The 13,710-nt window shown below is 43.4% G+C and carries 13 protein-coding genes; 2 read left to right on the plus strand and 11 right to left on the minus strand.

The annotated features are described in order from the left end of the window. Positions 1 to 385: 385 nt before the first annotated feature. Positions 386 to 3,412, plus strand: coding sequence for an SMC family ATPase (locus tag GJB62_RS04990; RefSeq protein ID WP_114081023.1), 3,027 nt, complete (start codon positions 386 to 388; stop codon positions 3,410 to 3,412). Here GJB62_RS04990 and GJB62_RS04995 read toward each other — a convergent pair. From GJB62_RS04995 to GJB62_RS05050, 11 genes are all read right to left on the minus strand, one after another. Continuing rightward, on the minus strand, positions 3,409 to 4,878 hold the full coding sequence (locus tag GJB62_RS04995) for a peptidoglycan-binding protein (protein ID WP_114081022.1): 1,470 nt from the start codon (positions 4,876 to 4,878) through the stop codon (positions 3,409 to 3,411). The two genes, GJB62_RS04990 and GJB62_RS04995, sit on opposite strands and share 4 nt — an antisense overlap. 184 nt (positions 4,879 to 5,062) lie before the next feature. Then, entirely contained in the window at positions 5,063 to 5,611 is a 549-nt protein-coding gene (locus GJB62_RS05000; protein WP_114081021.1) for an SH3 domain-containing protein, read from the minus strand. A gap of 119 nt (positions 5,612 to 5,730) precedes the next feature. Beyond that, the gene (locus GJB62_RS05005) at positions 5,731 to 7,242 is read right to left on the minus strand and encodes an AAA family ATPase (RefSeq protein ID WP_114081020.1); all 1,512 of its coding nucleotides are present in this window, start codon (positions 7,240 to 7,242) and stop codon (positions 5,731 to 5,733) included. 369 nt (positions 7,243 to 7,611) lie between these two features. After that, positions 7,612 to 8,133: a DUF177 domain-containing protein gene (locus GJB62_RS05015; protein ID WP_114081018.1), complete on the minus strand. Its 522-nt coding sequence runs from the start codon at positions 8,131 to 8,133 to the stop codon at positions 7,612 to 7,614. A 162-nt stretch (positions 8,134 to 8,295) separates the two neighbouring features. Continuing rightward, positions 8,296 to 8,823, minus strand: a complete 528-nt coding sequence (locus tag GJB62_RS05020; RefSeq protein ID WP_114081017.1) for a R3H domain-containing nucleic acid-binding protein — start codon at positions 8,821 to 8,823, stop codon at positions 8,296 to 8,298. Continuing rightward, positions 8,820 to 9,971, minus strand: coding sequence for a membrane protein insertase YidC (gene yidC / locus GJB62_RS05025; protein ID WP_114081016.1), 1,152 nt, complete (start codon positions 9,969 to 9,971; stop codon positions 8,820 to 8,822). Before yidC ends, GJB62_RS05020 begins: the two co-directional genes overlap by 4 nt. Before the next feature lie 206 nt (positions 9,972 to 10,177). Continuing rightward, positions 10,178 to 10,570, minus strand: a complete 393-nt coding sequence (locus GJB62_RS05030; protein WP_012408289.1) for a PH domain-containing protein — start codon at positions 10,568 to 10,570, stop codon at positions 10,178 to 10,180. After that, positions 10,557 to 10,979: a ribonuclease P protein component gene (rnpA, locus tag GJB62_RS05035; RefSeq protein ID WP_114081015.1), complete on the minus strand. Its 423-nt coding sequence runs from the start codon at positions 10,977 to 10,979 to the stop codon at positions 10,557 to 10,559. The genes GJB62_RS05030 and rnpA overlap by 14 nt, the downstream gene beginning before the upstream one ends. Positions 10,980 to 11,005: 26 nt before the next feature. Beyond that, positions 11,006 to 11,140 carry a 50S ribosomal protein L34 gene (rpmH, locus tag GJB62_RS05040; protein ID WP_012408291.1) on the minus strand — a complete coding sequence of 45 codons (135 nt, stop codon included), beginning with the start codon at positions 11,138 to 11,140 and terminating at the stop codon, positions 11,006 to 11,008. Between the two features lie 104 nt (positions 11,141 to 11,244). Further along, on the minus strand, positions 11,245 to 11,757 hold the full coding sequence (locus GJB62_RS05045) for a DUF2808 domain-containing protein (protein ID WP_114081014.1): 513 nt from the start codon (positions 11,755 to 11,757) through the stop codon (positions 11,245 to 11,247). Between the two features lie 228 nt (positions 11,758 to 11,985). Next, positions 11,986 to 12,162 (minus strand): hypothetical protein, encoded by a 177-nt coding sequence (locus tag GJB62_RS05050; protein WP_159402450.1) that lies wholly within the window; start codon positions 12,160 to 12,162, stop codon positions 11,986 to 11,988. 361 nt (positions 12,163 to 12,523) lie between these two features. On the opposite strand from GJB62_RS05050, the gene GJB62_RS05055 reads away from it, so the two are divergent. Continuing rightward, positions 12,524 to 13,690, plus strand: coding sequence for a Re/Si-specific NAD(P)(+) transhydrogenase subunit alpha (locus GJB62_RS05055; protein ID WP_114081013.1), 1,167 nt, complete (start codon positions 12,524 to 12,526; stop codon positions 13,688 to 13,690). The last annotated feature ends 20 nt before the right edge of the window (positions 13,691 to 13,710 follow it).

The raw sequence follows: 13,710 nt of genomic DNA on the forward strand, positions 1-13,710 counted from the left end.
TGAGCAGCCAATATTTTTCAGGCAGGTTAGAAGTTCCTCTTTTGCGTACATTCCCTTTAGCTTGTAAATAAGTCAAAATGAGACTTGATGCTTAAGATTGTTTTTGGTGCGATCGCTCATCTTCTTTCGAAAATTCGCCACAGTCCTGATAATGTTTTCACCGCAGACGACAGGGAGAAATAACGATCGCTCTCCACGGAAGTTTCATTTTTCTCCGGAAATAGCAAAAATTTTTCATCCAACAAGAGAAATTTGCTCATTTTATTATTAATTTTTGTAAAATTGATGTCTTCAAGACTAGAAACCTGATATCTAGATAGCTAAACTAACAAACAGTGCATCTGTACTGTTAATTATTAAAAGTAGATGTGGCGCTATAGGGTGAATGATCCCAGTACAACTTATCCTCAAAAACTTTCTTAGTTACCGTGATGCAACTTTAGATTTTCGTGGTTTGCATACGGCTTGTATTTCGGGTTCCAATGGTGCGGGTAAATCTTCGCTTCTGGAAGCAATCACTTGGGCAATTTGGGGTGAAAGCCGCGCCACTGCTGAAGATGATGTCATCTATTCTGGCGCGAAAGAAGTTCGGGTTGATTTTACTTTTCAAAGTAACCAGCAAAAATATCGGGTGATTCGTACCCGAATTCGGGGAGGTACTAGCGTTCTTGAATTTCAAATAGAAATCCCATCTGGGTTTCGCTCACTTACTGGCAAAGGGGTAAGAGCAACCCAAGATTTGATTTTAGAACATATCAAGCTCGATTACGATACATTTATTAATTCTGCCTACTTACGTCAAGGTCGTGCTGATGAATTCATGCTCAAGCGCCCAACGGAACGCAAAGAAATTTTAGCAGAGTTATTGAAACTCAATCAGTATGATGATTTGGAAGAACGGGCAAAGGAATCTTCTCGTCAGTTTAAAGCCAGGGCAGTAGAGTTAGAGCGTTCTTTGGAGTCGATTAAAATTCAGTTGCAACAACGCGAGACAACTGAAGCGCAAAGAGTGGAGTTAGAAGCCGAACTCAACCAACTGCAACAGGTACAAGCCTTTGATAATATTCAATTACAAAGTTTGCAAGTTGTCCAGCATCAGCGCCAAAATTGGGAACAACAACTCAGCTTTGTAAAACAGCAATACCAAAATCTTACCCAAGATTGCGATCGCCTCCAACAAGAACAATCAGCTATTGGCTCTCAGTTATCAGATTTAGAAAAAATATTACATCAAGAAGCTGAGATTAAAGCTGGATACGCCCAATATCAAAGTCTCCAATCTCAAGAAGAAGCCTTTGCTGCCAAATTTGAAGAACACACCCGCGCCCAACAAACTCGCCAACAAAAGCAACAACAGCTTACCAAACAAATTCACGAAATCGAACGGCAACTGCAACAAGCCCAAGCGCAGTTAGAAGCTTTGCAGCAACAAGAGCGAGATATTCAACAAACTCTGACTAAATCGGGTGAAGTCGAAGCTGCTTTGGCACAACTAACCGCAGCCCGCCACCATGTTGCGCGCTTAGATCAACTGCAAATGCAAGTTACTCCGTTGTTGCAACAACGAGCAACTTTACAAAGCCAACTCGATCGCACTCATGCTGGTTTAGTAGCGCGACTCGAACAACTCCAAAGTACTGAGAACCAATTGCAACGCCAGCAGCACCGCCAACCGCAACTACAACAAGCGGTAATGGATGTGGCAATACAGATTGAGGAACTGGATAAAAAGCGGGTTTATCTGCAACGAGTGCAGGAAAAAGGACATGAAAGGCGACACTTTATCGAACGTCTGCAAGCTCATCAACGTGACTATGAAAAACTCATGGGCGAATTAGAGCAGAAATTGCAAATGCTGCAAAATCCTGAAGCTCTTTGTCCATTATGTGAGCGTCCACTGGATGAACATCATTGGAGCCGGGTGGTGGAAAAAACCCAGGCTGAGTTAGAGGATACCCAAGGGCAGTTTTGGGTAGTGCGGGAACAAATGGCTGTGTCTGATAGAGAAATTCAGGTACTTAGGCAGGAATATCGAGAAATTTCGCAACAATTGGCGGGCTACGATGGTTTACGCGAACAACGGGGACAGTTGGCAGCACAATTAGAAGCGACAACTGATGTCCAACAACAGTTACAACAAATTGCTGTTGAAAAACAGCATTTAGAGCGATCGCTCCAAGCTGGTGATTATGCTCCGGATAAACAAGCCGAACTCCGCCAGCTAGACCAATATCTGCAACAAGCTAATTATAATGAACAAGACCACGCCCTCGCCCGGAGTGAAGTTGAGCGGTGGCGATGGGCAGAAATTAAACAAGGGCAAATTAAAGATGCAACTAAGCGACAAGCGCAACTATTAGCCCGAAAACCAGAATTACAATCCCAAATTGCTCAATTACAAGTCAGAATCCAGCAAGATCAGACTGATTCTGAATGTGCTAAACAAATTGCGGCTCTTGAGCGTCATATTGCCGAAATTGGCTACAGTTCCGAGCAGCACAACAATCTGCGTATAGCTGTCCGCCAAGCTCAATCTTGGCATTTGCGGTATCAACAACTGCTATCAGCCCAGCAGCAGTATCCCCAACTCCAGACGAGATTGCAAGAGTTAGAGGAATCCAGAAGCGCCAGAGTAACGGAACGGCAAAAACTTGGCGGACAAATTGAAAGCATTATCCAGCAACTACAAGCAACAGCTAACCCATCTGCCCAAATTCAAGCTTTAGAGCAGCAATTAGCAATCCGCAGACGGCAACTCGATGAGCAAATTGCCAAGTTAGGGCGTTTGGAACAGCTGGCGCTTCAACTGGAAACGCTGCAAATTCAGTATGAACAACAGCAGCAGCAATTACAATCTTGCAAGCAAGAATATCGTGTTTATCAGGAATTAGCGCAAGCTTTTGGTAAAAATGGTATCCAAGCACTGATGATTGAAAATGTGTTACCGCAACTGGAAGCCGAGACAAATCAATTACTTTCGCGGTTGAGTGGTAATCAATTTCACGTACAATTTATTACTCAGAAAGCTGGGCGCAGTGCTAAATCAACCAAGAAAAATGCCAAGCTCATAGACACCCTAGATATTTTAATCGCCGATTCTAGAGGAACGCGATCTTATGAAACTTACTCTGGTGGAGAAGCCTTTAGAATTAACTTTGCCATCCGTTTGGCACTGGCGAAATTATTAGCGCAACGGGCAGGGGCGGCATTGCAATTGTTGATTGTGGATGAAGGTTTTGGTACACAGGATGCCGAAGGATGCGATCGCTTGATTGCAGCGATTAATGCGATCGCTTCCGATTTCGCCTGCATCCTCACTGTCACCCACATGCCCCACCTCAAAGAAGCTTTCCAAGCCAGGATTGAGGTGAATAAAACTCAAGAAGGTTCGCAGTTGAGTTTGTCAATTTAATTGAATTTTACCCGTGCATCCAGACCATAGGAGCGAAGCATTTTCGTTAGGGTTTCGGCTTGTGCGCGATCGCTAAATGCCCCAGCATTCACATAATCCCCTAGATGGGATTGCTCTGTAACCGCATTGGGTATATATTGTTGCACCTTAATCAGAGTATCGTTATTCGAAATTGGTATTATTACTCTATAAGGATTACTAGCAACTAATGTGTTGCCATTAGTCCCAGGTACAGCATAGGCAGTAGCAGGAGGTAATACATAGCGATTATTTTCAGGTGTAGCATAGCCAGTATTAACAGGTACTAGATAGCGAGTTTCAGGTAATACAGAGCCATTAGCTTCAGTATAATTACCCCCAGTTGAGCTATCCAACCCTAATGCTTGCCAAGTTTGCCAATCTACATTTCCGGTAGCATTAATTCGAGAATATTGCTGGAATGCAATCACGGTTTCTTTGGTAGAATCGCTGAAAAAGCCATCAGGATTGGTATTAGAGAAACCCAACTGCGATAAACGCTCTTGAACTAATGCGACATTATCTCCGCGATCGCCTAGAGTCAGATAATCTCTGCTCGGTTGTTGAGTAATAGATCCACCAGTTGAGACTCTACGCACTGCATCTAAAACTTGAGCATTGGCAATGCCATCAACAGGTAGACGATAATTTCGCTGGAATTTGATCACAGCATCTCTAGTTATTGGGCCAATAGTCCCAGTAGGACTAGTATTAAAATAACCTAACTGCCGCAAACGCCCTTGTAGTTCTCTCACTTGTTGAGTAGAAAGACTCGACGATCTAGACGATCTAGCTTGAGTTGGAGAGGAACCTAGTAGTGCATTCCAAGTTTGTCGATTCACAATCCCGTTAGCAGCTATGCGATAATTTCGCTGCAATTTGATCACGGCATTTCTAGTCATTGGGCCGAAATTCCCATTGGGAGTAGCATTCAAGTAGCCTAACTGCCGCAGACGTTGTTGTAGCCTTGTCACGGCTGCACCAGTTTTGCCTTGAGAGAGAACAGGATATTGACCACTTGACCGCGATGCACTACTAGTATTCCTACTTTGACATGCTCGTTGTAATGCTTGTTGCGTATTAATACCCACAACCCCATCAGCAGGTATTCTATTAGCTTGCTGGAATTTGATCACAGCGTTTTGAGTCAGACTAGCAAACTTACCACTCACTGGGCCGTTAAAGTAGCCTAACTTTTTTAAACACCTCTGGCTACTGGTTACTTCCGGCCCATTACTTCCGATTTTTTGAAGTGCCAAAGATTGCCCTGCGATACTCAGAAGCCCCGTAATTATTGCCGCAGACAAAAGACGCATCGTCGCACCGCTAGATAACTTTTTCCAATTCAAAAATTTGAAATTAGCTACGGTAGGAACAACCTTGACGCTTTCAGATGCCTCATAGACTGAGGCAAGCTTGGTTAAATAGCTATCTACCCCTGTTTTCACTTGCTTTTTTTCAAGTTATGACCATACAAGATTATACTGTTTTCTCTGTGTCATATTTGTTATTTGTATGATTCTTTACAAGTAATTTTTCAGAAGAAGCAGGAGGTAGGGGAACTGCTCTGAACAAGGGAGAAAGAATTAATAGAGCCATCACGGTTCCAGAGCAACAAAATTTATGGAATTTTTATTGCTCTGTTTTTTGTGTATCCTCTGGTTTTTCAGGCTTTTGTTCATCAACTTTTTCAGTATTACCTGCTTTCACCCAACCTTCTTGTTCGCTATCTTCCAAACGGATCTTTTGCCAACCTTTGTCTTCGCTTTCTTCCAAAATAATAATTTTTTGATTAAAAGCAACCCCACCAATTTTTTCAGCCTCTAGATTTGGTTGCGATCGCAAACTCAAGCCTTCAGCCCAACTAACACGCCCTCGGTAAGCTCCCGATGGCAATGCTTTTGGTGATGGGGTAGCCTTTGGTGATGCTGTGGAAGTAGGGCTTGAGCTTGGAGATGGTTTAGTAGATGTCCCAGGTGTCAGGCTGGGTTTAGCTCCTCCAGGCTCAGTTCCTTTTGGAGCTTGGGCTTTCACCGAGGGACTATCGTTGGAATAAACAGGTTTGGCAGGGGGTATGCCGGTGCGATTCATAAAATAGAGTGCAATTGCAGCGCCGCCACCTATTAGTACAGCGATCGCTAAGAAAATCCCAAGTATAAATTTTGTTAAGCCAGACAACATAGTTAAAACCCGATCGCCAGTGGTAAATAGTCAATAGTCAATAGTAATTCATGATTAACTGTTGACTATTGACTCAGCAATTATTAACTGATCAATTATTGTAGCTACTGTTAAAGCGTTCACGTAGTGCGCCGGAGGCGTTCGCTTAAAGGATTATGTTTCGACGCTAAACGCGCTCTCCCAGCCGCCGCCCATTCTTGAAGTTGCTGAATTTGCTCTACAGCAGTTCGCGCCAAGGGGATGATCTGACTTGCGGCTTCTAAAATATCGTCAGTAGCAAAGTCGCGGTTTTGGCTAAATCCAATATGCATCGCTTCAATTAAAGTTTGCTCAATCTCTGCCCCGGAAAAATCAGGCGTTTCATAAGCTAACCTTTCGATGTCATAACTTTTCAAGTTATGGGGGCGCAATCGGGATAAATGAACATCATAAATTGCTTTTCTCTCTTCTTGGGTGGGCAATCCCACAAAGAAAATTTCATCAAAACGCCCTTTACGCAGCATTTCCGGCGGTAGGGCTTGGATATCGTTGGCAGTGGCGACGACAAAAACGGGTGAGCTTTTTTCGGCTAGCCAGTTAATAAAAGTACCAAACACACGGCTGGCTGTTCCGGCATCACCTTTGCTACCAATTCCAGCAAAGGCTTTATCTATTTCATCAATCCACAAAATACAGGGAGCAAGGGCTTCAGCTACTTGGATCATTTGCCGAGTCCGAGATTCTGATTCACCTACTAAACCACCAAATAACCTTCCCACATCCAGACGTAGCAAGGGTAAATGCCAGTGATGAGCGATCGCTTTTGCCGTTAAGGATTTACCAGTTCCCTGAATACCCACCAACATTAAACCACGGGGGTGCGGTAATCCGTACTGTCGCGCCTTATCAGTAAATGAGCCTCCTCGACGGATCAGCCAGTCTTTGAGGTTGTCGAGTCCACCGATATCAGAAATTTGCTCAGTCGCGGGGTAGAAGTCCAGGATTTGGGTTTGGCGGATAGTTTGACGCTTTTCTTCCAAAACGAGATCCACGTCTTCTGGCTGCAATTCGCCGTGGGTAGCGATCGCTTTTGCCAAAACCCGACGAATCCTTTCCATCGAAAGCCCTTGACAAGAACGCACCAAGTCATCTAAAACTTGGCCAGAAAGTGAGTTACCAGTACTTTGTAACAAACGATCTATCTCAGTTTTAATTTCTGGGGCAGCGGGTAAGGGAAACTCGACGACTGTCAAAACTTCGGTTAAGTCGTCAGGAATGGCGATGCGCGGCGACAATAATACAATATTTTTTGGTTGCGACTTGAGGAGTCGGGACAGATTGCGGAGTTTGCGTGCGATCGCTACATCATCTAAAAAGCGATGATAATCTCGGAGAATCAATACAGCTGGCGCGGAAGCTGGTAATTTTTCGATAAATTCTAAAGCTTGCAACGGGTTACGTCGCCCAAACCCCACATCATTGGGATTTCCCTGGTAGCCATCGACAAAATCCCAAGTATACACTGGGCGATTACCCTGGTTGGTTGCTTCTTCCCGAATAGCTGCTTCTACCCGCTCCTCTTCATAAGTGGGAATATAAATTAAAGGGTAGCGGGCGCGTAGCAGTAGTTTAAACTCTTCACGGAAGTTCATATATAGTTGTTATTGGTTAGTTTATCTTGAACGCAATGTACAACTTTCTTGGTTCAAAAAGCCAATGATTAACCAGCAAGAACAATACAATATTGCTTTTCTTGTTCAGCAACTATGCACAAATCAAGATAACGCTGTTCTCAAACAGACCGCTAAACATTCGGGGTTTATTATTGGTTTAGCGCATCTTCATACAGAATCGGTATTAGTTTTAGTAAGTGATAAAATACAACAATTTTTGATATCTTTTAGAATATAAATATGAATATCAAACCCTACCAGAAGTATTTAATAAAATATAAAACAATAAGCCTGTGTAGACAGGCTTAGTTGGTGTAAGCGCAGATTTCAGTCTGACGAATTACCAAATTATTGTCCCGGAAGTTGCTTTTTCAGTGCTTCCAGAGATGCCCAACGGTTATCAACTGGCGTTCCAGGATTATCAGGAGTATCAACAGTACTACTTACAGGAATACCTGGACAATTGCGATCGCACAATTGGCGCTGAGGTACTGCCAAACACATCTGCTCATACAGCCATTCGTTGGGATAAAAATGACCATCGGGTGGCAGGGTTTCAAGCAACTCTTCCATAATCACTTCCCTCTCTAGGGGCAAGTCATTTACTTGATTTGCAGCTTCGTCTAACCAGATGATTTCTTTGGTATCAAGCCCTAAGCGGCGATTGTATTGCTGCAAGCAGCGATTGCAGGTACAAGTAATAATTGTTTCTGCCTGAGCGGACACTTCCAGGTAAGTGCCATGATGCTGCACGCGCACATGACCGCGAACTGGTGTTAACGTTTCCAGACCAGGCAGAAATTCCTCAACTTGAACTTCCTCTGTCCGCTCCGGGGCTTTGGTTAGCTGCGGAATATAAATTGCGTCCATAGGATTTGTGAGACATCCTCACGAAAATTAATGGTGATTACCAGCAATAATACTGATACTACATCTTTATTTTAGCTTTTAGGAACAAGAGAAATTTTGAAATTATATTGAGCTTTCAATTAACTCTTAACTCCTGTACAGACGCGATTAATCGCATCTGTACTAACCCCTAACTTCTTCCAACGAAGCCGGTCGCACAACCAGATGACGATGCGGTTCTTTACCGCGACTGAAGGTTTCCAAATCTCCAAATTCCTTCAAGAAGGTATGGATTTGTCGCCTTTCAGCAGAACTGAGAGATTTGATTTCTACTTCTCTACCAGAAAAGCGCACTTCATCGGCTGCTGCTTCTGCTAATGCGCGAATTTCAGCTTCTCTTTTGACCCGGTAGCCATTCAACTCAATAGTGTAAGAGGCTTGTTCCTCTGGGGGTTGGCTCAGGTTTAAAACCGAATTTGCTAGATACTGAATCGCATCTAGCACAGAACCATCAGTACCAATTAATATCTGGATTTGTTCTGTCGTCAAATTTGTTTGATCGATTGTCAACCAGTAATTATCTGGTTCTGGGGAATCGCTGTCTTGAGATTGGGGAGTTTCTAAATGACCCTGAATCTCAGCAGGTACTCCAGTGAGTTCCAGCAGGGTTTTTAACCACTGCTGACCTCGCTGCATCGAAATATTGCTCATGATCCCCCTGTAGCCTTTTTCTTAGAACTTTTCGGTTCAAAAGGCAATGCTTTTTGTTCGATGACTGTTGCTTCTTTCTCTTGGGTTTCTACAATTTTTTGTAGTTCTTCTGGTAGAGGTTCGCGGGAGAGAAGATAAGTTTGTGCAGTTTGGAAAATGTTACCAATCACCATATACATCAGCACCCCGGCTGGTAGGGGGAAGAACAAAAACATCCCAGAAAATATGACTGGAGTGATTTTGTTAACTGTATCTTGCTGCGGATTTCCACCACTGGAATTCTGCCCAGAAAGCATTTGGCTAACATAAAGGCTGATTCCAAAGAAAACGATCATAGCGACAATATCCCAGTGGATTGTGCCATCTGCATCTTGTGCGCCAACTCTGCCTAAAGCATCAATGAATAGAAAGCCTTTTTCTGCTGCTAGTCCGGGAATTGTTCCTTGAATGCTAACTTCTCCTGGCTGCAAGGCTTCTACATTACCATCAGCATCAATTTTTATCCGATCTTCGCCTTTGGTTATTTTCCAATCAGGAGTTAGCTTATTTTCTGGGTGTTCTGCTAAAAGTACCTGAAATGGTTTGCCCTCAACAGTCTGATATTGGATCTTAGTTTGTTCTCCCACAGCTAGTTTGTTACCACTGGGAAGGATTGCAGCTACTTTAACGTGTTCCCCATCTGCAACATAAATATTTTGAGGAGCAGTAGCAAAGGCTTGCGGTTGAATCTGCTCGATTTGTTCTGCGGGAACGATTTGCAGGTTAACGCTGTAGTTTGCGCTTGCAAAAGGCGAACCCCGCAAAGTGGCAAACAGCGCTAATAAGACCGGCATTTGCACTAATAACGGAAAACAGCCTGCTAAGGGGTTGCCAAATTCTTTTTGGACATTGACCATTTCCTCTTGCTGCTTTTGCGGTTCATCCTTATAACGCTCTTTAATTTCTGCCATCCGCTTCTGCATCAGAGGTTGTACAATTCGCATCTTCCGCATGTTGCGAATTGAGCCAGCACTCAGGGGATAGAGCGCGAAGCGGACTATCAATGTCAAAGCAACGATCGCCAATCCGTAGCTAGGCACTATACCATAGAAGAAATCTATGATTGGCAGCATCACGTTGTTCGAGAGAAAGCCGATACCAAAATCCATTATTCTGAATTCAACCTGAGGTACTGTAAACTGACTGAATCTAATTTATCTAAATCATAAATTATGTGCGACTACCCTTCGCTACGGATAGCCGCACATGCCAAAAGTAGGGGAGTAGGGAGTGGTATGTATTTTTTGGTAAGTGCGAAGTTCTGAATTTTGTATTTTATCTGAGCAAATTCGGCATTCCCTATTCCCTACTCCCATCACTTATTAGCAGCTACCGTATATTCGGGATTTTTCGCAGCAATTCTTTCGTTAATGTAGTCATAGACTTCCCGAAATTTGGGAATTGCACGCAATTCGAGACGACTGCCGTTTTTTAGGGTTAGTACCATATCTCCCCACAAGCCAATGCCACGCGGGATTGTGACAACTTTGACAATTTCTGAGTAAATTATGTCAGTGCGATCGCGCCCTTGCCAACCTCCAATCACCGTAACTCGGCGATCGGTGATGCGGAAACGCAGCCACAATGCCCTGACAATTGCCCCAACTGTTAACGGTATGCCGACAATGGTTAACCCAATCAGCACGTTGACAATTAAATCCCCAATATGGGGGCCACCTTCATAATAAACATCTTCACGAATTCCCATCGAACACCTCAGCTTGTGCCAACAACTGCTCTAATTCTTGCAGAAATTGTGGGCTTACGCACTTAGATTCTGCTGCTGTAGGTTTGACAATGAACACTAATCGCCACCCTGGTGATAATTTGGGCAGCAAACTATATAAAGCAGAAGTAATTTGCCGTTTGATTCGGTTGCGAACCACTGCCCTTTTGCTGACTTTTGTGCTTATCGAAATACCAATGCGTATGCTGGAAATATGCAGTGAGTCAATTGGTTGTGTAGTCTGAGTGGCAGTGTCCAAAGAAGGTTTTCTTGAAGACAACGGCTTTAAGGCTCTCAATGTTAAATAAGAGCCATTACGCCGAATTCCTTCCCGGAAAACTGCCTGAAAATCCTTGCGGGATTTTAGCCGATTTGCTTTAGGCAAAGCCACAGATACTCTTTTAGCTTAAATATGCCCTAAACGCTCAAACGGTGACGGCCCTTTTTTCTCCTAGCTCTAATCACGTTTCTACCATCTGGTGTCCGCATTCTGGCGCGAAAACCAGAGGTTCTTTTTCTCTTACGGCTAGTACCGCCTAGTGTTCTTTTCATACTGTTCTCCTCTTAGGTGATTTTTATAAAAACTCACAATCTCTAATTGTATCACTTTTTTAGTGAATTGGGAATTGAGCATTGGTTACACCCAATCAGCACTCTTAATTGATGCTCAAAATCCATGTTCCCATGTAGCGCAATAATGGCACATCACCAGGGGAAAGCACTTGACAGTTAAAGTAGTAAACTCCGCCAAAGGATGGGTTTTTCACGTTAGACAAGACTACCTCAACTGCACTACCTGCTGGTACTGGCTCTTGGGGAAAAATATTAATTAGCTTACCTTCTTTGTCCCACTTCACCTCAGAAAGCGGAACTGCTTTGCCTTTGACTCGGACTTCAATTTTGTTCTGGTCAAAAGTTCCTTTGTAATATTCAGGGTAGGTAATGGCAAATTGACCAACAGCCAATTTCATCCTTTGGGCTGGAATCCTTAATATATATCGATCCCACCCATTGGCTTGTCCACCAAAATCTAATCGGAAGGGCAGTTGATTTTCGGCTTTAACGCCGCTAAACAGCGTAAATCCAGGTAAACTTTGTGCCCAAGTCAGGGCTGGAAATCCAGTCACTAAACAGCTAGTCACGGCTAAAGCGGAAAGTAAACGTCGCATAATTGAGCTTCCTCTACCAAAAAATAAATCTGTTATCTAAAATAACCGTGTGTTAGTATTCGTTACTAAAGTTTACTACTCACTTCCTGACAATTGACGTTCAGTAACAACAAAAAGTGCCATCCTCCCTGATGTTTAGACGGCAGTAAAATTACTTAGCAATAAATTTCACATGCAACCAACTTACTTCATTACCCTTATAGAGTAATGATTTGATGACTAGGTTGGTCAAATTTTTAACTCAATAGAAACACCGTTGGGATTGGATTGTGTTTCTAAATATGTATAAGTGTATCTAAATTTGAGAATTTTGTTATAAAAATTGAGGCGTGCCATCAGCGATCGCCAGTTAAGTTGGGCTAAATTGATTAAAATAAGTTGGATTGGAATCAAAGTCGTAATCATTAAAATTTGATTTGGAAATTATAAAGCCTTCAAAATTGGGTCAATATTACTCTATAAGACAGAAATACCAAAATTTCTCAATCCCGAAAATAAGCTGAAGATAAAGATGCAAAATTTGGGAATCAATTTAGGATGTGCAATACGTAACCCTGTTTGCAACTATCTGAAAATATGACATCTGCGAACGGCAAAGTCAGGCATTGCCTGAACAGCTAAGAGTGGGAGAGGAAAGTTTCAAGGTTCAATCTACAAGTAAAAGTCATAGCTGATGTTCCTGCCTAAGTACTATGAATACGGGATATCCCTCATCTAGACAATCACTTACTGGGCAGAGATTAGGTATTTATCTTCAGGAGATTTCATGAGAATAGCAGTTGCTAAAGAAATTGAAGTTTGTGAACGTCGTGTGGCATTAATTCCTGACACCGTTGCTCGATTGGTAAAACAAGGTTTGGAAGTCTGGGTAGAAAAGGGTGCAGGAGAGCGATCTTTTTTCAGTGATACTGACTATGAAGCCGCAGGAGCTACAATAATTGGCGATACTGCCAAATTATGGGGCGAAACAGATATTCTTTTAAAAGTCAGCCCACCACAAGAACGAGAAGATGGGCGCTCAGAAGTTGATTTGTTAAAGGAAGGGGCTGTATTACTCAGTTTCCTCAATCCTTTAGGAAATCCTGTTGTAGCACAGCAACTAGCAAATCGGAAAATTACAGCCTTGAGTATGGAAATGATTCCCCGTACTACCAGGGCGCAAAGTATGGATGCTTTGTCCTCGCAAGCTTCATTAGCAGGTTACAAGGCTGTATTAATTGCGGCAGCTGCATTACCGAAATATTTCCCGATGTTAACCACAGCCGCAGGTACGATCGCTCCAGCGAAAGTATTTATTATGGGCGCTGGTGTAGCCGGATTGCAAGCGATCGCTACTGCCAGACGTTTGGGAGCAGTGGTAGAAGCCTTTGATATCCGTCCCGCCGTTAAAGAAGAAGTGCAAAGCTTAGGGGCAAAATTCGTTGAAGTCAAATTAGACGAAGAAACCGTCGCCGCAGGTGGTTACGCCAAGGAAATCTCTGAGGCTAGCAAACAACGTACCCAAGAAGTTGTCGCCGAACACATTAAAAATTCTGATGTCGTAATTACCACCGCCCAAGTGCCTGGGAGACAAGCGCCACGGCTCGTCACAGAAGAAATGGTGGCACAAATGAAACCAGGTTCAGTGATTGTGGATTTGGCTGCTGAACAGGGTGGTAACTGCGCCTGCACAGAACCCGGTAAAGATATTGTCTGGAATGGCGTAACAATTATCGGCCCCATCAATCTCCCATCATCGATGCCAATTCACGCCAGCCAATTGTATGCCAAGAACGTAACTTCGTTGATGCAATTGCTAATTAAAGACAAAGCTTTGCAGGTGGACTTTAGCGACGACATCGTTGATGCAGCTTGCGTTACCCACGCTGGTGAAATTCGCAATCAACGAGTGCGGGATGCGCTACAAGCCTTGAGCGGCGTTGGAGCAGGTTAATAGCCAAATTACCATAAGGA

This window comes from Nostoc sp. ATCC 53789 (genome assembly GCF_009873495.1).
Classification (GTDB): Bacteria; Cyanobacteriota; Cyanobacteriia; order Cyanobacteriales; family Nostocaceae; genus Nostoc; species Nostoc muscorum_A.

What these genes read in the sequence shown, in the direction of transcription:
- GJB62_RS05045 (WP_114081014.1), bottom strand. Translation starts at nt 11,757, where the DNA reads ATGCGACGTTTACTTTCCGCTTTAGCCGTGACTAGCTGTTTAGTGACT.
- yidC (WP_114081016.1), bottom strand. Translation starts at nt 9,971, where the DNA reads ATGGATTTTGGTATCGGCTTTCTCTCGAACAACGTGATGCTGCCAATC.
- GJB62_RS05005 (WP_114081020.1), bottom strand. Translation starts at nt 7,242, where the DNA reads ATGAACTTCCGTGAAGAGTTTAAACTACTGCTACGCGCCCGCTACCCT.
- GJB62_RS05055 (WP_114081013.1), top strand. Translation starts at nt 12,524, where the DNA reads ATGAGAATAGCAGTTGCTAAAGAAATTGAAGTTTGTGAACGTCGTGTG.
- GJB62_RS04990 (WP_114081023.1), top strand. Translation starts at nt 386, where the DNA reads ATGATCCCAGTACAACTTATCCTCAAAAACTTTCTTAGTTACCGTGAT.
- GJB62_RS05015 (WP_114081018.1), bottom strand. Translation starts at nt 8,133, where the DNA reads ATGGACGCAATTTATATTCCGCAGCTAACCAAAGCCCCGGAGCGGACA.
- GJB62_RS05000 (WP_114081021.1), bottom strand. Translation starts at nt 5,611, where the DNA reads ATGTTGTCTGGCTTAACAAAATTTATACTTGGGATTTTCTTAGCGATC.
- rpmH (WP_012408291.1), bottom strand. Translation starts at nt 11,140, where the DNA reads ATGAAAAGAACACTAGGCGGTACTAGCCGTAAGAGAAAAAGAACCTCT.
- GJB62_RS05020 (WP_114081017.1), bottom strand. Translation starts at nt 8,823, where the DNA reads ATGAGCAATATTTCGATGCAGCGAGGTCAGCAGTGGTTAAAAACCCTG.
- GJB62_RS05050 (WP_159402450.1), bottom strand. Translation starts at nt 12,162, where the DNA reads ATGATTACGACTTTGATTCCAATCCAACTTATTTTAATCAATTTAGCC.
- GJB62_RS05030 (WP_012408289.1), bottom strand. Translation starts at nt 10,570, where the DNA reads ATGGGAATTCGTGAAGATGTTTATTATGAAGGTGGCCCCCATATTGGG.